Source organism: Sphingopyxis sp. (assembly GCF_965227415.1).
Classification (GTDB): Bacteria; Pseudomonadota; Alphaproteobacteria; order Sphingomonadales; family Sphingomonadaceae; genus Sphingopyxis.
Window position 1 is genome coordinate 1101413 of record NZ_OZ245749.1, and the last position, 20127, is coordinate 1121539.

Consider the following 20127-nt stretch of genomic DNA (forward strand, 5'->3'; position numbering starts at 1 on the left):
GTCGATCATGATCCGGGTCCCCCGTCGCCCACACAAGTGAGCATTTCTATCAGGGCTGCGGGGATCAGCTTTGTCGACGTGCTCACAGCTGGCGGCGGCTATCAGGTCAAGCCGCCGGTACCCTTCATTCCCGGTAGCGAATGCGCGGGGGTGGTGACGGCGGTCGGCGACGATGTATCGGGGCTGGCGGTCGGTGACAGGGTGGTCGGCAGCGGCTGGGGCGGGATGTTCGCCGAGGCGGTGAACCTGCCTGCACAAACGGTGCGCAAAATGCCCGTCGCGCTGTCCTTTGCAGAAGCCGCTGTGTTTCCCGTCAGCTATGCGACGGCATGGCACGCGCTCGTCGACCGGGCTAAGCTTCAGGCGGACGAGACGCTGCTCGTCCTGGGCGCGGGGGGTGCGACCGGCTACGCCGCGGTGCAGATCGGCAAATATCTGGGCGCTCGCGTCATCGGATCGGCGTCGAGCGACGCCAAGCGTGCGCTGGCGACGGCCGGAGGCGCCGATGCGGTGGTCGATGCGCGCGGCGACGACTGGCGCGATCAGGTCAAGGCGGCGAACGACGGCAAGGGCGTCGACGTCGTCTTCGATCCCGTCGGCGGCGACGCGACCGATCCGGCGTTTCGGTCGCTCGGCTGGAACGGGCGACATCTGGTGATCGGCTTTCCCGGCGGCATCGCGGCGCTGCGAACCAACCTGCCGCTGCTCAAGGGAGCCAGCCTGGTCGGGGTCGATATTCGGCAGTTCGGACTCTTCGAGCCCGAAAAGAGCGAGGCCAACCGCGACGCCGTGTTTGCGCTGGCCGCCGAAGGCAAGCTGCGCCCCGCGATTGCGCAAAGTTACAGGATCGAGGATTTCCGCACCGCAATGGAGGATGCAGCGACCGGCAAGAGCGCGGGCCGCATCGTGCTGGCGATGGACTAACCCGTCGCCTTGAGCGCGTCGAGCACCCGGACATAATGGGCCGGGTTCCAGACGTCCTGATCCTCGCCCCAGCCGATCCCGCCGTCGATGTCCCAGCGCATGAGCTGGTTCACGCCGTAACCGGCCTCGCTCATCGTGCTGACGACAAAGCCTTCGCTTTTCATGGCACGGCCATGCTCGTCGACCAGATCGACCTGCATATGCGTACTCCAGCCCGTCTTCGGACTGCGAAAGACGCGCATGCGTGATTTTGCGGCATCCAGGCTGCCGAAAGTCCCATCGCGACGGATCCAGCCGGCGTTCATCGGCGACCAGCCGTCGGCGTCGCCATCCTGGACGCGCGCGAAGCCCAGGAAGCCGGTTCCGTCCTTGCGATGACCAAAGATATACTGGATGCGCCCGCGACCGCGTTCGCGCTCGATCTCGCGCCAGCGGGCACCGCCGGGATGCTTCACACGCTCCATGTCGTTCGCATAGACTTTGGGGCTCGCCGCATAAGGTCCGCCGCGTGGCCCCCAAGTGCGGTCACGAACGCCGATGCCGTCGATGCGGATACGCTCGCCCCGCAAGGTCATCCAGCCCTCGACATGGCCGAGCTGGTCGTAATGCGGCGTTTGCATGAAGGGCGGCTTGCCCGGCGGAAAGCGATGCGGTTCGTGAAGGCCCGTATGCGTGAAATCAAGCGCGAAGCCGCGTGCGGGATCGTCGTACCGCAGATGATATTTCATCCCCGGCTCGACCATTTTCAAGCTGTAGCCGCCGCCATATTTGTCACCGGGAAAGCTGATGTCGGTGAGGTCGGGAGCGTCGGGCATCGGCGCTTCCTCGACCTTGCGGTAATAGGCCATGCGCGCCTGATCATAGCCTTCGTCGTCCCACGCGAAGATGCGCCAGGTGACGCTCTTGCGGTTGGGATAATAGGGCGCGTGGATCCAGCACCCGATCTTGCGTTCGGGGATGCTGAACGACCACCAGTTGGTTTCGGTCTCATAAGGATCGTCGGAAAGCTGGTGGTAACGATCGTCCTCGAGCCTGAAGGTCAAGTCATCGGTCATGCAAGAGACTCCAGTTCGTCGAGGGCAGCCGTAAACAGCACGGCGATACGGCCCACGTCGGCGACCTTCGCGGCATCGGCGATCACGCCCATGTCGAGATTGTCGCCGCTGCGCCGCGAGGTGATGTTGAGGAAGCGGCCCGATCCGATGATCGGCACCGGATAATTGTGAACCTGACGAAAGCCCGCATAACTGCGCGGCTCGGCGGGACCGGGCACGTTCGACAAGGTCAGGTTGCCGGGGATTAGGCGCTTGCCGCCCGCCATCCGGTCGGCGAAAGCCGCGCGGCGGTCGCGCGCGCCGAACGGCTTTTCGGCCGCGTCGAGCAAGCTTTCATCATAGGGTGTGCGGCGCATTTCGCCCGCCATCGACGCCTGGATCGCTCTTATCCGCGCGACCGGATCTGCCAGATGCGTCGCGAGATGCGGATGCAGTGCGACGATGCGATTGCCGAAGCCACCATGGTCCGCCCGACGGTACGAGCGCGCCGAATTGACCACGAGCGGCGTGTCGGGGAGCTCACCGGTTTCGAGAAGGTAATGGCGGAGCGCGGTGCTGGCGAGCGTCAGGAAGATATCGTTGATCGTGGCATCGAGTTTTTTGCCAACTGCTTTCACCCGCGCCAGCGGCAGGCTAATCGTCGCATAACGGCGGTCGGCCGAGGTCGGGCCGGAAAGCGTAAATTCCGGAGTGGGCTCGCGGTCGCCCTTATGTGCTTCGAGCGCGGCAAGCGCGTCCTTGCGCCGCGCCGATTGTTCGGCGCGCAAATCCGCTTCGGCGGCGAAGCGCGCGTCGGCCTTTTCGCGCCATTTTTCGGGTTCGGGCAGGCGCGCATCGACGAAGCGCGCGGTCGCGGGCGGGGTGCTGTCGCTCAGCAAGCCCATGGCAGTCTGAAAGCCGATGCCGTCGGCAACGCTGTGATGCATCTTGAGGTAGAGCGCGCTGCCGCCGGTCGCGAGCCGTTCGAAGACATGCGCGGCGAAGGGCGGGCCCGACAGGTCGAGGCGGCGCATATTGAGCGCCGCGACCGCATCGTACATTTCGGCGTCGCTCCACGCTCCATCGTGCGGTTCGACCGCGACGATCGTTTCGAGATCGGCGGCGGCGATGTCGGCCCAGACGTCGCTGTCATAGCCGTCGGGCGCTTCGTGCAGCCGGACAAGCAGCGGCGTCGCGGGGAGGCGGTCGGCGAACTGGCGGCGGATCGCCGCGGCGAGATCGGCCTGCCCATCCTCCGGGACGTCCAACAGGATCAGCGCGCCGACATGCATCGGCGAGGCGTCGGTTTCCGACAGGATCATGAAATGATCGTCGGGACGCAAGCGCCGTACCCCGGCGGCCAATCGCAACGGATCGGAGCCGCTCACCGCTTACCAGCCCGCCAGATCGGCGGCGCGGGCGCGGTGTTCCGATGGGCTGCCCAGCCAGGCGCGATCGAACATCGCGCGGCGGAACCAATAGTTGAGGCCATATTCCCACGTATAGCCGATGCCGCCATGTGCGGCGACCGCAGCGCGCGCCGAGCGGACATAGACGTCGCACAGATGCGCCTTGGCCATGGCCGCCGCGCGCGCCGCGTCGGGCAGCCGCGCATCCCACGCATAGGCGGCGTACCACAGCAGTGCGCGCGCGGGTTCGACGTCGAGCGCCATATGCGCGAGCTGATGCTTGAGTGCCTGGAACCGCCCGATCGGCTGACCGAATTGTTCGCGTTCCTTCGCATAGCCGACGCTCAGGTCGGTCACCTTCTGCGCGCCGCCGAGCGCATCGGCCGCGACGAGGACGAGCGCCGCGTCGGCAAGGCGCGCGGTCATCGCGTCGTCGGCCGCAAAGAGCAACTGCCCCGCGGCATCAGCGATCGCGACCCTTGACACCGGACGGCTGCGGTCGGTCGCCTTGACGGCTTCGATCGTGACGCCGTCGCCCGCGGGCACAAGCCGCACCCCGGTTCGGCGGTCCACGACCAGGAAATAGTCGGCGGCGCGCGCGCACGGGACATAGGCGCTGCCGCCGTGCACCAGCGTCGCGACGGTTTCGCCGCTGACCAGCGCATCGAGGAGAATAGCGTCGGACCCGGCGGCCGCGACCGCCGCAACCGCAAGCCATTGGCCGATAAGCGGCCCCGGCGCCGCCGCCTCGCCCGCCACTTCGCAAGCGAGCGCGGCGTCGAGCAACCCCATGCCGCTGTCGCGCAGCAAGATGCCGCCGAGGCCGAGCGCCATCAGCGCGTTCCAGCTTGGCCGGTCGAAATCATCATCGCCATCGGCGAACAGGTGCATCCGCTCCATCGGCCAGCTGTCGGCCAGGGTGCCGCGCACCGCGTCCTGGATCGCCGTCTGCTCTTCGGTCAGGTGGAAATGCACGTCAGCGTTCCCCGCTCATCGCCAGATCACGCGGCAGGCCGAGCCCGCGTTCGCCGATGATGTTGCGCTGAATGTTCGACGCGCCGCCGGCGATCGAATTGCCGAGGCTGCCCATAATCTGGTCGAGCCATTTCTCCGGCCCGCGCGGCCCGCGATTGCCGCGCCCGCCCGCACCCGAGGGTTCGACAAAGCCATGTTCGCCGATCAACTCCTGCGCTAGCAGCGCCATCTCGTGCCCGATCTCGGTCAGCAGCAATTTCATCATCAGCGACACCGGCCCCGGATCCTCGCCCGACGCGGCGCAGCTGAACAGCCTAAAGCTGGTATAGCGGTGCGACAGCACAAAACCTTCGATCTGCCCGAGCTTGTCGCGGATCATCGGTTCGTCGATGCGGCCGACCTCCTGCGCCAGCTCGACGAGCTTCGCGAACTGGCGCCCCAGCCCGTCGGCGCTGCCGATACTGGCGCGTTCATGCTTCAGCGTCGTGCGGCTGATATACCATCCCTGCCCCCGCTCACCGACCTGCCAGCTCACCGGGGTCTCGGCATTGTCGAAAAAGAATTCGCAGAAGGTGTGATCGCCCTCCTCGCCGGTCATCTGACGGATCGGGCGGCGGGTGACGCCGGGCTGGTCGAGGTCGATCAGCAGATAGGTGATGCCGTCATGCTTCGGCGCGTCGGGCTCGGTGCGCACGAGCATGAACATATGCGTCGACTGCATCCCCTGCGACGTCCAAATCTTTTGCCCGTTGATGATCCACTTGCTGCCATCGGCCGACAGGTCGCCCTTGGTGCGGACGCTCGCGAGGTCAGAGCCCGACCCGGGTTCGGAATAGCCCTGCCCCCAGATATAATCGCCTTCGACCGTGCCGCGGATGAACAGCGTCTTCTGTTCGTCGGTCCCTTTTTCGAGCAAAGTCGGCACGGTCATGTTCATGCCGTTACCGCCGACTTCCATCGGCGCGCGGGCGCGGGCGAATTCCTCGCGGATTACCTGCGCCCTGATGACATCGACCGGCTGCTCCGACCCGCCATAGATTTTCGGGATCGCGCGATAGAGATAGCCCGCATCGGTCGCTTGGCTCCGGAAGGCGCGGATGAACGCTTTGAGGTCGGCGCCGCGCAGGTCGGCAGCAGGAGGCCAATGCGACGACAGAAAGGTACGGACCTCCGCGCGAAAGGCTTCGGCGGCCTCGCCATAGCTCAGGTCCATCGCTTGCTCTCCCATATCCTCGGTGATTCTATGCTTGAGTTATATAACTACGTCAACCATGTTGTGCGCCGAACGAAGCGTGTTAAGGGGCGCCGATGACCGACGACAGCAATCCGATCCCGCACTATTTCGTCCACCGTGACGGGGGTTTCGACCCCACCGGCCTGTCGCGCAACCCCTGGTTCGCCGATGCCGTGGCGGGTGGCCCGATTTCGGCGCTGTTCGGTCATGTGATCGAGCAGGCGGAATTCGACCCGGGGTTCGAGATTTGCCGGGTGACGATCGACATCCTGGGCGTCGTGCCGCGCGCGTTGTTGGTACCGCGCATCGTGGCGGTGCGGCAGGGGCGGCAGGCGCAACTGGTTCGCATCGAACTGCTCGCGGGCGCCAAGATTGTGGCGCAGGCGCATGTGCTGCTGGCACGCGAGCTGGCGACGCCCGAATTTGCAGCGCCGCAGCCGCATCCCGCTCCCACCGAGGTGCCCGAGGATAATTTCCTGATCGGTGCGAGCATGGCGGGCGCTATCAAGACGCGCCCGATCATGGGCCGGGTGCGCGAGCCGGGTCGCGGGGTCTCTTGGATGCGAATGGACGGACAGGTCGTGCTGGGTGTCACCGCCTCGCCCTTCGTCAAAGCGTGCCTGTTCGCCGATTTCGGCAATGGTGTCGGCAGCGCGACGTATGCGCATGAATGGAGCTATGCCAACCTCGACATCTCGATCCAGTTCTTTCGGATGCCGCGCGGCGACTGGTTCCTGCTCGACGCCCACACTGAAGGTGCGGGCAATGGCCATGCAGTGGCGCAGAGCGTCTTCGCCGACGCAGACGGGGTCTATGCCAAGGGAACACAAACGGTGTTTGTCGGGCCGGGGCGGCCGCGTTGACTATTCCCCGCTGAACACCGGCGCCCGCTTTTCGGTCACCGCTGCCAACCCTTCGCGATGATCCTGGCTGCCGAGGAGCAGCGCCTGGTTCGGCAGGTTAGCCTGCCATTCGGCCTCCATGCTGCTTTCGAGCGCGCGCTGGATCGACTGTTTGACCGTCGCATAGCCGAGCGGCGCAGACGCGGCCAGTTCGCGAGCCAGTTCCATGCCCCGCGCGGCCAGATCGTCTTTCGGAACGACTTCGCTGACCAATCCGATGCTCAACGCTTCGTCTGCGCGCACTTGTTTGCCACGCAGACACATTTCCATCGCCCGGCCGAGCCCGACGATACGCGGCAGCAGGAAGGTCCCGCCAAGTGGCGGCATGATGCCGAGCTTGATCCAGCTTTCCTGGAACATCGCGCTGTCCGCCGCCATGCGGAAGTCGCAGGCGAGCGCGAGTTCGCAGCCGACGGTTACGGCGGCGCCCTGTACCAGCGCCAGCGTCGGCTTCGGACAGCGATATATCGCGCGCGCCGCACCCTGGAAATTGGCGTAAACCGTGTCCTTGATGTCACTTGCGGACATGCTGGTAAGCCGCTGCAAGAATGCGAAATCGGCGCCGACAGAGAAATGCTTGCCCTCGGCCGCGAAGACGATTGCGCGGACGCTGCGGTCTGTTGACAGGGCAGCGAACGCGTCGCGTATCTCGCCGAGCATTTCGGGTGACGAGGCATTGCCGATATCGGCACGCGCGACGACCACGGCGGCGATGCCCGTGTCGTGACGGTCGATCCGGATATGCGCGAAATCAGCCATTGGGATTTTCGGCCTTTTTCTTCTCACGCCAGATCATCGCCGTCGCGCTGGTCGACAGTCCCATGTTCAGCGCCTCGGCGTCGAGCGCTGCCTCGAACGCCCAATCCTCGGCATTGTTGAGGTTCGCCTTCATATAGCGGTAGCCCATGCGCGGACCGTCGGCGAGGCGGCGGGCGGCCTGCATCGTTTCCTCGCGCAGCGCCTCATCGTCAAACAGGCGCGTGTAGAGGCCTTTGGCGAAGGCCTCGTCGGCGGTAAGCTTTTCGCCGAGCAGGAACAATTCACGCGCAACGCCGGTGCCGACGATCTTGGTCCAGAACCAGGTCGAACCGAAGTCGCCGCCTGCCCCGATCCGATCGAAGGCGGTAAGGAAGCTCGCGCTCTTGCCTGCAAAGCGCAGATCGCACGCTCCCGCGATGCCGATGCCTGCGCCCGCGACCGGGCCGTTGACCATCGCGATCGTCGGCTTTGGCATTTCATGGAGCAGACGCGACGTTTCCATGAAACCGCGCAGCCGGACGAAACCTTGTTCGTTGCGGCTGCCGACGTCGGAATTGGCAGCGACGACGGCCTTGTCGGCGCCGCCTTCCTTGAGGTCGCCGCCGGCGCAAAACCCTCGGCCCGCGCCGGTCACGACAACGCAGCCGACCGACGCATCGCGTGCCGCGTCGGCGCACGCGTCTGCGAGCGGCGCCATGATCGAACTGGTAAGCGCATTGAGCCGGTCGGGCCGGTTGAGAGTGATGGTACGGACACCCGCATCATCGTCGATCAGTATCTCGTCCGCCATAGTTCCTCTCCCGCCATCCCTTTTTCGTCATGCTGAACTTGTTTCAGCATCCATGTCCCGACGTCGATTTCGGCGCAGCGCCCACGGATGGGGCAGGCCCTTGGACCCTGAAACAAGTTCAGGGTGACGAGAAAAGGAAAAGGCCGCGCGGTCAATCCCCGCCGAGTTCGCGATGGCGCGCGAGCATCTGTACCGCCTTTTGGGCCAGCTCGTCTGGCACTTGCGGATAGAGCGGCAGCGGTCGATCCTTGCTTGGCAGCGCGATCGTCGCGGTTGCGCGTACCGTTTCCTCGTCGCGCTGGTTGGTGAATTTCACCGCGACATCGACGAGGCTCTGGCCGCCTTCCTGGCGCTTTGCCAGCACTTCGCCGGTGACGCGCTGGACGTCGCCCATATAGTTGAACTTGCGAATCTCGTCGTGGATGTGGGTGATGACCGCGTCATCGCCGGCCCAGTCGCTGAGATATTGCCACAGATAATTTTCGCGCATGACTCCATAGTCATACGCCATCGGATTGCCGATCGCCTGCGCCCAGGTCGGGTCCCAGTGGAGCCGCTGCGCGACGTCGGGGATGCCATGCTCGTTCTTGACGTAGAAGGCGGGGATGCGCTGCCGGTTCTTGTGCGCTAAGCGGTTTGCCGTCGGTGCATAGGGTACGAATCCGTAACCGCCCGCATGGAAGCAGATGACGTCGGTGACGGTCAGCGGGCCTTTAGCCTGAAGTCCCAGCGAATCGCCCTTTTCGACGCTGTCGAACCAACGCTTTTCGGCGCCCTGAACGCGCTCGGCAGCATAGATATCCTCGACCGCTTGCATTTCCTCCTCGGTGTAGGTCGCTGGTTCGATCGCCGAATATTTGCCCTTCTTGGCCGCAGTCTTGCGCTCGGTCAGGACCCGCAGGATGCGATAAACCGCAACGACTTCGCCGCGCTGGTTGATCTTCACGTCGCGGCGCACGCCGATGACTGAACGTCCGGCGAATTCGGACTGCTTGACCTCGCACGTCTCGTCGCCGTTGAAGCTATAGATGGTGTCGCCCGGATAGATGGGGCGATAGAAATCCCATTGCGACCCCGACACAAAGACGTGAATGCCCTTGAACAGGCTCTTGCGCAGCGCCTTGATCTCGTCGGGAATCGGATCGCCGCGCATCGGGCGGTTGATGATCCCGGCCATCATGCCGGGGGCGATGATGCTGCCCCAGCGCGTCTTCCTGGCATAGTGCGGGTCAGTGTAGAGCGGCTTGTCGTCGCCCATGCCGTGCGCGAAGTTGCGGATATTATCCTCGGTCGCGGTCTGAATATATTCCCGAGTCTTGGCGGCCTGATCAAAACCGAGCAATTGGCGCTGCCGGTCGATATCCGCGTCCGTAATCTCGTAGCCGACGGCCTTCTGCCACTCTTCGCTTTCTTTAATGTCGTTTTTCGCCTCGGCCATCGCATATCTCCCTTGTCACGAGTTATATAACTAGGTAATACATCCCCTGAAGTGACGCAAGGGGATTAAGCCGCAATGGAAGTTCGCCGCATCAGCGATGCCTTGAAGGTGCGTGCACAGCATCAGGCCGACGACATCGCGCACGACGACACGCTGCGGCAAATCAGCTTCGCCGAATGGGACCGCGAAGCCGACGAAGTGGGCGGTGGACTGGCGGCCGCGGGGCTCGTTCCGGGCGATCGCGTCTTCCTGCCGATCAGCAATGCCCATGCGATCGAAATGGCGATCGCAGTGTTCGCGGTGTTCCGCGCTGGCGGCATCGCCTGCCCGATCAGCACCCGTCTGAGCCCGCGCGAAATTGCCGATTATGCCGCGCTGTGCGAGCCGCGCTTTTGCCTGACCGATGCGCCTGACCTGGTGAAGGACCTTGACCTCGCCGGATCGTGGCACGTCGGCGATATGCCGCGCGACCTGTCCGCGTTGCCCGACCAGGCGAGCCTGGACCCGGCGGCCGATGCCGAAATCCTTGGCACGTCGGGCACCACCGGCAAGATCAAGGGCGTTGTCGTTTCGCATCTCGATTTGATGACCAATGTCACCGGTTACAATATGGACCGTTCGCGCTCGACGCTGAACGCGCTGCCGCTCACCGGGTCGGGTGGCAACATCGGCATCGTGATGCTGCCGGCGCGCGGCGGCGCCACCGCGATCACCCAACAGAAATTCGACCCCAAGGGTTTCCTCGATCTGGCGCGCGAAAAGCGACCGAACCTGGTCTATCTGGTGCCCTCGATGCTGCGGCTTGTGCTCGATCACCCCGACGTCGGCAATTACGACATGGACGGGGTGAAGTATCTGATGACCGGCACGGCGCCGCTCCCGCATGATTCGGTGGTCCGCGCCGCAAAGCTTTGGCCGCATCTGCGGATCCGCAACAGCTATGGCATGTCGGAGGGCGGCGTCGGACTTGGTACGCGCAGCCAGGAACAGGTGCTCAAACCCGGCTGTGTCGGCAAGCTACCCGCGCATATGCAGATCCGCGACGAGGACGGCAATGTCGTCACGGAGCCTGGTGTGGTGGGCGAGATTTATGGCTGGCAAAAGCATGCGCGGCGTTATTGGAACGATCCGGAGGCAACGTCCGCAAGCTTCAAGGGCGGCTGGACCAAGACCGGCGACCTCGGTTTCGTCGACGCGGACGGCGACCTGATCATGGCCGGCCGCTCGAAAGAGCTGATCATCCGCGGCGGCTACAACATCACCCCGCTCGAGATCGAGACCGTGCTGCATCTGCACCCCGCGGTGCAGCAGGCGGCGGTGGTCGGTGTTCCGCACGAGATCCTCGGCGAGGATATCGCCGCGGCCGTGACGCTCCGCCCCGGTCGGGCCGCCACGGGCGATGACATCATCGCTTTTTGCAAGGAGCATCTCGGCGACAACAAGGTGCCTCGCACTTTGGTGGTGATGGACGCCATGCCGCTCAATCCGAACGGGAAGATCCTGAAGAAGGATCTGGCGGCACCGCTGGCAAAGGCCGCAGCGGACCGGCGAAGGGCGGCTTAGCAACAAAAACCCTACCTTTTGGGGAGGGCAGCAAGACTTGGCGGCTTGCCGCCTAGTCGCAGCGGGTGGGGGCCAGCGGCATAGCGCCACCCCGACATGCCCCACCCCGACCCTCCCCTAAAGGAGAGGGAGTTTTCATCCCTTCAGCGTCTCGAACGGCACATCCTTGTCCATCCGCACTTCGCCGGGCATGCCGAGCACGCGTTCGGCGATCTGGTTGCGCAGCACCTCGTCGGCGCCGCCGGCGATCCGCATCACCGTCGAATAGATATAGTCGTACTGGACATCGCCGGTCTTCGTATCGCCCGCCTCGGGCGCGATGCCAGCGAGACCGCGAAGTTCGAGCGCGAGGCCGTTGGTCTTTTGGTAGCGGCCGGCATAGGCAAGCTTGACCATACCCGCGAGCGCGCCGGGATTTTCGCCTTTCGACACCATCGTGCGCAGCCGCGCCTGAAAGAAACGTTCGCCTTGCTCTTCGGCCAGCGCTTCGGCGAGTTGCTGACGGATGGCGCGATCATCGAGCATCGTGCCGCCATGCCCATCGGGGGTGGCGGCGGCATAGTCGAGCAAAGGCTCGACCCCGCTGCGATGCGCGCCCGAACCGAGACGTTCGCCCATCAGCACGGTCATGCAGCAGGCCCAGCCTTCGCCCTCGGCGCCGAGCCGGTTCGCGTCGGGAATGCGGACGTCGGTTAGGAAGGTTTCGTTGAACTCGCTCGCGCCCGAAATCTGACGGATCGGTCGCGTCTCGATCCCCGGCGTCTTCATGTCGACGACGAAGAAGGTCAGCCCCTTATGCTTGGGCAAACCGGGGTCGGTGCGCACGACCAGGATGCCCCAGTCGGTGAGGTGCGCCCAGCTCGACCAGACTTTCTGACCATTGACGATCCAGTCGCCGCTGTCGTCATCCGCGCGCACCGCCTTGGTGCGGAGCGCCGCGAGATCGGAGCCTGCGGAAGGTTCGGAAAAGAGCTGGCACCAGGTCAGGTCGCCCTTCAGCGTCGCTTCGATAAAGCGGGCGCGCTGTTCGTCGGTGCCATGTTTCGCGATCACGGGAAGCGCCATGCCGGTGCCTATTGAGGTGAAGGGGCCTTTTGGCAGATGATATCTCCCTTCCTCTTCGGCGAAGATCACTGCCTCGGCGCCCGACAGGCCGCGCCCGCCCAGGGTTTTCGGGAAGGTCAGCCCCGACCAGCCGCCGGCGTACAGCTCGCGCATCCAGGCGCGGCCGCGGTCGGCTTCTTCGGTATCGGGCATCTTTTCGCCCGATATCAGTTCGTGCGCGGGTGCGTGCGCGGCGAGCCAGCTGCGCGCTTCGGCGCGAAAAGCGGCCTCTGCGGCGGTGTCGTTGAAATCCATCTTACGCCGCTTTCCCTTGGCTGCCCGGCTGCGCGTTCAGCAACCGGTCGGCCCAGAAGCCGCGATTGCCGATATGCACAGCGAGCATGCGTTCGCGCCGGTAATAGAAGTGGCAATTCGCCTCGAACGTATAGCCGATGCCGCCATGAACCTGGAGATTCTCGCGCGCCGCCTGTTCGAAACATTTGATGCCCGACAGCCGAGCCGCGGCCGCCGCGGCAGGCAGGTCGTCGGGCGAAGATTCCGCCGCCCAGCCGCCATAATAAGCGTTGGAGCGCGCGAGCTCGGTCGCGACGGCCACGTCGGCGAGCTTGTGCTTGATCGCCTGATACCCCGCAAGCGGGCGCCCGAACATCTGCCGATCCATGGCATAGTCGCGCGCCATGGTCAGACAGGCCGCGGACGCACCAACCGCTTCGAACGCCGCCTGCACCGCCGCCTGGTCGATCAGCCTGTCGAGCTTGCCGCTCCCTGGCATCGCCTCGGCCGCGGCGTCAGCGAAATCGAGCCGATAATGCGGGCGGAGCTGGTCGAAGCTTTCGAGCCTGGTGCGGGTGACGCCAGGTTGATCGAGGTCGACAAGTGCGAAGGTTCCGCCGGCGACAAGCACGATCGCGACATCGGCGATGCCGGCATCGGCGACCGGCGACTTGCTGCCACTCAGCCGGCCGTCCGTCAGCGCTGCTCCGGTACCGAACACCGGCCCCGGTCCCTCGGCATAGGCGAAGGTCGCAACGGCCTCCCCATTCGCCAGCCTGGGCAACCACGCCGATTTTTGCGCGTCGCTTCCCGCCAGGCGGATCGCCTCGGCGCCGAGGATGATCGAGCTCATGAAGGGCACCGCCGCATTGGCGCCGCCCAGCGCTTCCATGATCACGCCCAGATCGAGCGCGCCGAGATCAAGCCCGCCATAGTCCTGGGGAATCGCCGCGCCGAGAAAGCCCATGTCGGCGAGCGCGCGCCACAGCGGTTCGTCCCATTCGGCACCCGAATCGATCAGCGTGCGCAAACGGTCGAAAGATGCCATATCCGCGAGCAGCGACCGTGCTTGCTCGCCGAGCATTTTCTGTTCATCGCTAAGGTCGAAATTCATCGCAGGCCTTGCCCTCTTGTTGCGGTTTGTGTCATAGCGAGTTGTATAACTAGGTCAACCATGAGAACGCCAGTCATGGGGCCGGGTCGGAGAGGAAGCAGCGATCATGCATTATGAAACCATCCTGGTCGATGTCGCCGATCATGTCGCGACGATCACGCTAAACCGGCCCGAGGCGATGAACAGCTTCACCAAGCAGATGATGGATGAATTCGAGCATCTGTGGAAGTGGATCGGCCGCGAAGACGATGTGCATTGCTGCGTGCTCCGCGCCGCTCCCGGCAAGGCGTGGTGCACCGGGGTCGACGTCAAGGAATCGCAAAAGCCCGGCGGCACCGTCGTCGATCTGGCGAACATCTGGCATTGCGAAGATCCGGGCAATACCCTTGGTCCCAAGTCGATGAACTGCTGGAAGCCGGTGATCGCCGCGGTGCACGGCATGGCGGCGGGCGGCGCCTTTTACTGGCTCAACGAAAGCGACATCATCATCTGCTCCGAGGAAGCGACCTTCTTTGACCCGCATGTCACCTATGGCATGACGAGCGCGCTCGAGCCGATCGGGATGACCTATCATATGCCGCTGCACGACGTGCTGCGCATGGTGCTGCTCGGCAATGACGAGCGGATCGGTGCGGGCACCGCGCTGCGGATCGGGTTGGTCAGCGAGATCACGACATGGGACGAGCTTTGGCCGCGCGCCGCCGAACTGGCGGCGACAATCGCCGCCAAGCCGCCTGCAGCGACCGCAGGGTCGGTCAAGGCGATCTGGGAATCGCTCGACCTCCCCCGCTCGGTGGCGCTGCAACAAGGCCTCAAATATTGCCAGATCGGCAATCCGGTCGGCGTACCGCAGGTAAACCGCGCGGCGCTGATGGCCGACAAGGCGAAGAAATTCACCATCCGCTAGCTGGCACCGCAAACAGCTTGACGTTTACGTCAACGTCCGGATGATGCGTTTAACGAAAAGGGTGAGGAACCAAGGCGCATGTCGATTTTGTACGACGAAGGCCAGCAAGCGATCGCGACCGAGTCGCGGCGCGTGCTCGAGGCCCGGGTAAACAAGGACGAGCTGCTGCCGCTGCTCGAAACGACCGGCCAATATCTCGGCACGTTCTGGGACACGGCAAAGGAACAGGGCTGGACCGCCCTTGCCCTGCCCGAGCAATATGGCGGCCTCGACCTCGGCCTCGTCGAACTGGGGCTGATTGCCCATCAGGCCGGCCGCTCGCTGAGCGGCGCGCCGTTCCTGACCTCGAACTTCGGTGCGGCCAAGGCGATCGAACTTTACGGATCGGACGAGCAGAAGGCCAAGTGGCTGCCCGGTCTGGCGAGCGGCGAGACGATTGGCGCGATCGCCTTTGCCTCGGGCTCGAACGCGCTGCCGACGCGGCCCGGCGTGACCTTCACCGACGATCGTCTCGACGGCATCACGACCGGCGTCGCAGGGGGACACGCGGCCGATCTCGCGGTGGTTTACGCCAACGGCCCCGGCATGCCGGTCCTCACGATCGCCGACCTGTCGAATGTCACGCGCACCGCGATCGACAGCTTCGACAACAGTCGCCTTTACGCCGATCTCGCCTTTGCCGGGACGCCCGCCGAGGCGCTTGTCGTCGGTGGCGCCGCGCGCGACGCAGCGCTGCATATCCTGGCCCTGCAGGCGGTGATCACTGCACATGAACAGACCGGCGGCGCCGAGGCGATGATGGAAATCGCGCGCGATTATGCCGTCACGCGCCGTGCTTTTGGCCAGGTCATCGGCGCTTTCCAGTCGATCAAGCACCGCATCGCCGAACTCTATGGCTTCGTCGAACTGGCGCGCGCCAATTGCATTCATGCCGCGTCGCGCGAAGGCCAGGCCGATTTCATCGCCGCCGCCGCCGCCGCGCGCATCTCGGCCACCGAAGCCTATGACACCGCATCGCGCGATTGCGTGCAGATCCACGGCGGCATCGGGGTGACGTGGGAGCTGGGCCTCCACCTCCACAGCCGCCGCGCGCGCAGCCTGGCGCTCGAACAGGGCAATCTGCTGTTCTGGGAAGATATTCTCGTCGACCGCCTGACCGGAGAAGCCGCATGAGCGACCTTACCGCCTATCGCGCCAAAGCCGCTGCCTGGCTGGAATCGATGATCCCGACCTATGGCAAGGAAGCCCGCAAGGGATTGTCGGTCGAGGAAGACCTGGCAGTCGCCCGCCAATATCAGAAGGCGAAATTCGACGCCGGGTTCGCGGGCATCAACTGGCCGACCGAATATGGCGGCCAGGGCCTGGGTCACCTGGAAAAGGTCACGTTCGACAGCGAGGAAATGAAGCACGGATTCCCGAGCTTTTATTTCGGCATCTCGCTCGGCATGCCGATCCCGGTGTTGATGCAGTTCGGCAGCGACAAGGAGTTCGTCAAGACACGCGTGCTCAAGGCGCTGAAGGGCGAGGAAATCTGGTGTCAGCTCTTCTCTGAACCCTCGGGCGGCTCCGATCTCGCAGGACTGCGCACCAAGGCCGAAGCCGACGGCAATGGGTGGAAGATCAATGGCCAGAAGGTCTGGACCAGCTGGGCACAATATAGCGACTATGGCGTCATCGTCGTGCGCACCGACCCCAATGTGCCCAAGCACAAGGGGCTGACCTATTTCTGGGTCGATATGAAAGCGCCCGGCGTCACCGTGCGCCCGATCAAGCTTGTCGGGGGCGATAGCCATGTCAACGAAGTCTTCTTCGACGATGTGAAGATCAGCGACGATCACCGCATGTCGCCCGTTGGCGGCGGCTTTGCCGTCGCGATCGCGACGCTGATGATCGAACGTTATGTCGCGACCGACAGCGCCGGGTTCGGCCCGCACCTCGACCTGTTTGTCGCGCTGGCCAAAGACACCGAGCTCAACGGCAAGCCGGCGATCGAGGACGGCCGGATCCGCCAGCAGATTGCGCGCAACTATGCGATGCGGAGCGGCCTGCAATCGATCACCGCGCGCGCCATGGCGATGATGCAGGCGGGCATGGTGCCGGGGCCCGAAGGTTCGCTCAACAAGCTGGTCGCGGTGCGCTCACGCCAGAAATTGTCGGAACTCGCCATCGATCTGCAGGGCAGCGGCGGCTTTGCCTATGACGACCATGCGTCGCAGAAAGAAGATTGGACCGCGAGCTGGATCAACGCACCCACCGGCCGCATCGCGGGCGGATCGGACGAGACGTTGCTCAACACCATCGCCGAAAAGATCCTCGGCCTGCCGCAAGACCATCGCCCCGACAAGGGCGTCGCGTTCAACCAGATTCCCGCCTGATCACGAGGAAGCCCATCATGTCCGAAGCCTATATCATCGACGCCGTCCGCACCCCGCGCGGGATTGGCAAGCCCGGCAAGGGTGCGCTGTCGCACCTGCATCCCCAGCATCTGGCAGCGACCGTGCTGAAAGCGATCAAGGAACGCAACGGCCTCAATACCGCCGAAGTCGATGATATCATCTGGTCGACCTCGACCCAAAAGGGCAAGCAGGGCGGTGACTTGAGCCGCATGGCCGCGCTGGCCGCAGGCTATGACACCAAGGCGTCGGGAACGACGCTCGACCGCTTCTGCGGCGGTGGGATCAGCTCGGTGAACTTCGCTGCCGCGACCGTGATGTCGGGCATGGAAGATTGCGTCATCGCCGGGGGGACCGAGATGATGAGCTATACCGCCACCATCGGCGCCGAGGAGGCCAATGCCGGAATCAAGCCGCTCGGCATGGGGTCAGGCAATGCCGCGCTCGACGCGATCCATCCCCAGTCGCATCAGGGCGTGTGCGGCGACGCGATCGCCGCCAGCGAAGGGATCAGCCGCGAAGCCGTCGATGCGCTTGCGCTCGTAAGCCAGCAGCGCGCCGACCGCGCGATCAAGGAAGGCCGCTTCGCCAAATCGGTCGTGCCGGTCTATAATGAGGACGGCAGCGTAGCGCTCGACCGCGAAGAATTTCCGCGCCCCGAAACGACTGCCGAAGGGCTCGCCGGCCTGAAAGCCAGCTTTGGCGCGCTCAAGGATTTCGACCTTGGCGGCGGTGTCACCTTCGCCAAGCAGATCCAGCGTGTCTATCCCGACCTCGAATGGGAAGGCGTCCACCATGCGGGCAACAGCTCCGGCGTTGTCGATGGCGCCGCTGCGCTGCTGATCACGTCGAAGGACTATGCCGACAAGAACGGGCTGAAGCCCCGCGCGCGTATTGTCGCCTATGCCAATGTCGGCGACGATCCGACGCTGATGCTCAACGCTCCTGTCCCCGCGGCGAAAAAGGTCCTCGAAAAGGCGGGCCTGACAAAGAAAGACATCGACGTTTGGGAAATCAACGAAGCTTTCGCGGTCGTCGCCGAAAAATTCATACGCGACCTCGACCTCGATCGCGAGAAAGTGAACATCAACGGCGGCGCAATGGCACTCGGCCATCCGATCGGCGCCACGGGATCGATCCTGATCGGCACCGCGCTCGACGAGCTGGAGCGTTCGGGCGGTCGCTATGGCCTGGTGACGATGTGCGCGGCCGGCGGCATGGCACCGGCGATCATCATCGAACGGATCTGATCCCGAGACAATTTAACGGATGCAGGGAGAAGCCGGACGGTTTCCGGGACGCCGCCCGAACCGGCTTCTACCCGCGTATCAAGGCTTCTCCGCGATCAAGGCGAACTGCGCGCGCATGTCGAACAGCTTCTTGTTTACAGGCTTGAAATCGATTCCGTTCGCCAGGTGAAACGGCGCCTTGCGGAAGATGTGTCGCAGCTTTGCCTTGAACCCTGCGGCGCGCAGCATTTCCTTCATCTCGAACGGATCGAGCAGCCGCTCCGCATATTCGCCGGTCTCGGGGTTGCGGCACCACGAGAAATCGGGCCGCGTCGGCAAAGTCCCGTGCTTGCCATACGCCTCGGCAGCGGCAAGAATTTCGGGGCGGACCATGCCGGCGGTCGCGGCGACCAGATTCTGACGTGCCGTATCGTCGAGTGACGGCACCGTGGCCAAGATTTCCTCGCGCATCACGGCATAGGGCTTCGCACCTGCGTGCTCGACCGGACGGACCTCGGCCGCGAGCCATTGCGCATGTTCCCACGAGCCGTCGCGCTCTTTCCACATCTCGAACGTCGCTTCGCGGAACTCGCTGTTCCAGCGGTTGCTGTCGTTGATGATGACCAGACGGGCGCCAGGCTTGAGGAGATCAAAGCAGTGCGCGAACATTTGTTCGAGGCTGTGGACATGCTCGACCGCCTCAAAGGAGACGATACCGTCAAGCGACGCTTTCGGCAGATCGACGTTGCAGACGTCACCGAGCAGCGGCGTTACGTTGAGCGGCTTTCCCTTGTTCGCCATGGTGTCGAGGCACTGCGTCATGCCGTCAATCATGGACGGCAGAATGTCCATCGCGGTGACGTGGTTATTCCCGATGATCGACAGCCCGACCGCATCCCAGCCAAAGCCCGATCCCGCCTCGAGGATGCTCTTGCCGTAGAAGCCGCCCAGATCGCAGACGTGCCGGATCTTCCAAACCCACAGAGGCATCATCTCGGGCTGAACGTCGCGGCGATACACCTGCAGGTCGGGATGGTCCGATCCCGAGATATATTCCAGCACGGTATCCTTGGCGACTTGCTCGCTCACATGCATTCCCCTCGTTGGTGAAAGGCGCTGCATAACGCCCTCCCGCGTCAGCGGGCAATCGCTATCTATAATCGATCGTGTCCCAATTTCAGCATTTGTGGCGTCTTCTGACAACAGGAACGCTGAACGCGGCGCTGTTTGCTATCAGGGCGTTGGCTGCTCGACCAGTGCCAGCGCGCCGAGAAGTCCGGTATCGTCGCCCAATGCCGGCGGCACGATGACCGCCGCCGGATCACCGGAGAAATAGCCCGCCGATGCCGCGACCGCCATGCGCCTGACGCGATCGAGCAATCGCGGCGTTGCCATGACGCCGCCGCCCAGCACGATTCGCGCGGGCTCGAGGATCGCCTGGAACGTCTGCACAGCCTGCGCCAGATACCAGGCGATGATCTCATGCCCTTCATGGTCGGCCGGAAGATCGGACAGCGAGGCACCCCAGCGCGCGATGATCGAGGGACCGGCGGCAAGCCCTTCCAGACAATCGCCGTGAAAGGGACAATGGCCGGCGAAGCCCAGATCGGCGGGATGGCGCGGCATGCGGATATGCCCCATCTCGGGGTGGCCGATGCCATGAACCAGCCGCCCGCCGACGACGGCGCCGCCGCCGACGCCGGTACCGACCGTCAGATAAAGCGTCGAGCCCGTCCCCTGCCCCGCGCCCCACATCCACTCGGCGAGCGCCGCGCCGTTGACGTCGGTATCGATCGCGACGCGGCAGCCGAGAGCACGACCGACCGGGCCCGCGACATCGGCATTGCTCCAATGCGGTTTCGTCGTGCGGGTGATATGGCCCCAGGTCGGCGAAGCCCTGTCGAGGTCGAGCGGCCCGAACGACGCGATGCCGACCGCCGAATAGCGGCTGCCCTGCTGCCGCAACCAATCGATCGCGGCGGGGATCGTCTCTTCGGGCCGCGTCGTATCGATGCGGGTGCGCGCGTCAATCCGCCGCGAGGCGTCTCCGACGCCGACGATGAATTTGGTGCCGCCCGCCTCGATCAGCGCAACCTTGCCGTCCATGGCCCCGAATCT

General features: G+C 64.4%; 18 protein-coding genes. 7 read left to right on the plus strand and 11 right to left on the minus strand.

From position 1 onward, the window contains the following. The first annotated feature begins 36 nt into the window (after window positions 1-36). Window positions 37-924 (plus strand): NADPH:quinone oxidoreductase family protein, encoded by an 888-nt coding sequence (locus ACO055_RS05365; protein WP_422061560.1) that lies wholly within the window; start codon window positions 37-39, stop codon window positions 922-924. On the opposite strand, the gene ACO055_RS05370 is transcribed toward ACO055_RS05365, so the two are convergent. The 4 genes from ACO055_RS05370 to ACO055_RS05385 are packed head-to-tail and all read right to left on the minus strand — an operon-like array spanning window position 921 to window position 5555. Continuing rightward, window positions 921-1979 carry a DUF7065 domain-containing protein gene (locus tag ACO055_RS05370; protein ID WP_422061561.1) on the minus strand — a complete coding sequence of 353 codons (1059 nt, stop codon included), beginning with the start codon at window positions 1977-1979 and terminating at the stop codon, window positions 921-923. The two genes, ACO055_RS05365 and ACO055_RS05370, sit on opposite strands and share 4 nt — an antisense overlap. After that, on the minus strand, window positions 1976-3346 hold the full coding sequence (locus ACO055_RS05375) for a wax ester/triacylglycerol synthase domain-containing protein (RefSeq protein WP_422061562.1): 1371 nt from the start codon (window positions 3344-3346) through the stop codon (window positions 1976-1978). The genes ACO055_RS05370 and ACO055_RS05375 overlap by 4 nt, the downstream gene beginning before the upstream one ends. Before the next feature lie 3 nt (window positions 3347-3349). After that, window positions 3350-4342: an acyl-CoA dehydrogenase family protein gene (locus ACO055_RS05380; RefSeq protein WP_422061563.1), complete on the minus strand. Its 993-nt coding sequence runs from the start codon at window positions 4340-4342 to the stop codon at window positions 3350-3352. Between the two features lies 1 nt (window position 4343). Beyond that, complete coding sequence (locus ACO055_RS05385; protein ID WP_422061564.1) at window positions 4344-5555, minus strand: acyl-CoA dehydrogenase family protein; 1212 nt, start codon at window positions 5553-5555, stop codon at window positions 4344-4346. A 95-nt stretch (window positions 5556-5650) separates the two neighbouring features. On the opposite strand from ACO055_RS05385, the gene ACO055_RS05390 reads away from it, so the two are divergent. Next, entirely contained in the window at window positions 5651-6439 is a 789-nt protein-coding gene (locus ACO055_RS05390; RefSeq protein ID WP_422061565.1) for a thioesterase family protein, read from the plus strand. Here the strand turns inward: ACO055_RS05390 and ACO055_RS05395 are convergent, their stop codons facing one another. The 3 genes from ACO055_RS05395 to ACO055_RS05405 all read right to left on the minus strand — a co-directional run bounded on the left by ACO055_RS05395 (window position 6440) and on the right by ACO055_RS05405 (window position 9465). Then, on the minus strand, window positions 6440-7237 hold the full coding sequence (locus tag ACO055_RS05395) for an enoyl-CoA hydratase/isomerase family protein (protein ID WP_422061566.1): 798 nt from the start codon (window positions 7235-7237) through the stop codon (window positions 6440-6442). Continuing rightward, window positions 7230-8027 (minus strand): enoyl-CoA hydratase-related protein, encoded by a 798-nt coding sequence (locus ACO055_RS05400; protein WP_422061567.1) that lies wholly within the window; start codon window positions 8025-8027, stop codon window positions 7230-7232. The genes ACO055_RS05395 and ACO055_RS05400 overlap by 8 nt, the downstream gene beginning before the upstream one ends. Window positions 8028-8178: 151 nt before the next feature. Then, window positions 8179-9465: an FAS1-like dehydratase domain-containing protein gene (locus ACO055_RS05405; protein WP_422061568.1), complete on the minus strand. Its 1287-nt coding sequence runs from the start codon at window positions 9463-9465 to the stop codon at window positions 8179-8181. Between the two features lie 75 nt (window positions 9466-9540). Here ACO055_RS05405 and ACO055_RS05410 point away from each other — a divergent pair, with 75 nt between their 5' ends. After that, window positions 9541-11028 (plus strand): class I adenylate-forming enzyme family protein, encoded by a 1488-nt coding sequence (locus ACO055_RS05410; protein ID WP_422061569.1) that lies wholly within the window; start codon window positions 9541-9543, stop codon window positions 11026-11028. Window positions 11029-11163: 135 nt separating this feature from the next. Here the strand turns inward: ACO055_RS05410 and ACO055_RS05415 are convergent, their stop codons facing one another. Both ACO055_RS05415 and ACO055_RS05420 read right to left on the minus strand, forming a co-directional pair. Further along, window positions 11164-12387, minus strand: a complete 1224-nt coding sequence (locus ACO055_RS05415; RefSeq protein ID WP_422061570.1) for an acyl-CoA dehydrogenase family protein — start codon at window positions 12385-12387, stop codon at window positions 11164-11166. A gap of 1 nt (window position 12388) precedes the next feature. After that, a complete protein-coding gene (locus tag ACO055_RS05420) occupies window positions 12389-13480 on the minus strand; it encodes an acyl-CoA dehydrogenase family protein (RefSeq protein ID WP_422061571.1) in 1092 nt (363 codons plus the stop codon). Window positions 13481-13586: 106 nt separating this feature from the next. Between ACO055_RS05420 and ACO055_RS05425 the strand changes: the two genes are divergently transcribed. From ACO055_RS05425 to ACO055_RS05440, 4 genes are all read left to right on the plus strand, one after another. Next, window positions 13587-14387: an enoyl-CoA hydratase/isomerase family protein gene (locus ACO055_RS05425; protein ID WP_422061572.1), complete on the plus strand. Its 801-nt coding sequence runs from the start codon at window positions 13587-13589 to the stop codon at window positions 14385-14387. Window positions 14388-14465: 78 nt separating this feature from the next. After that, entirely contained in the window at window positions 14466-15560 is a 1095-nt protein-coding gene (locus ACO055_RS05430) for an acyl-CoA dehydrogenase family protein (protein ID WP_422061573.1), read from the plus strand. Next, the gene (locus ACO055_RS05435; RefSeq protein ID WP_422061574.1) at window positions 15557-16762 is read left to right on the plus strand and encodes an acyl-CoA dehydrogenase family protein; all 1206 of its coding nucleotides are present in this window, start codon (window positions 15557-15559) and stop codon (window positions 16760-16762) included. Before ACO055_RS05430 ends, ACO055_RS05435 begins: the two co-directional genes overlap by 4 nt. A 17-nt stretch (window positions 16763-16779) precedes the next feature. Continuing rightward, window positions 16780-18030: an acetyl-CoA C-acetyltransferase gene (locus tag ACO055_RS05440; protein WP_422061575.1), complete on the plus strand. Its 1251-nt coding sequence runs from the start codon at window positions 16780-16782 to the stop codon at window positions 18028-18030. A 78-nt stretch (window positions 18031-18108) separates the two neighbouring features. Here the strand turns inward: ACO055_RS05440 and ACO055_RS05445 are convergent, their stop codons facing one another. Continuing rightward, window positions 18109-19098, minus strand: a complete 990-nt coding sequence (locus ACO055_RS05445) for a class I SAM-dependent methyltransferase (protein WP_422061576.1) — start codon at window positions 19096-19098, stop codon at window positions 18109-18111. A gap of 144 nt (window positions 19099-19242) precedes the next feature. After that, window positions 19243-20115 (minus strand): ROK family protein, encoded by an 873-nt coding sequence (locus ACO055_RS05450; RefSeq protein ID WP_422061577.1) that lies wholly within the window; start codon window positions 20113-20115, stop codon window positions 19243-19245. Window positions 20116-20127 lie beyond the last annotated feature (12 nt).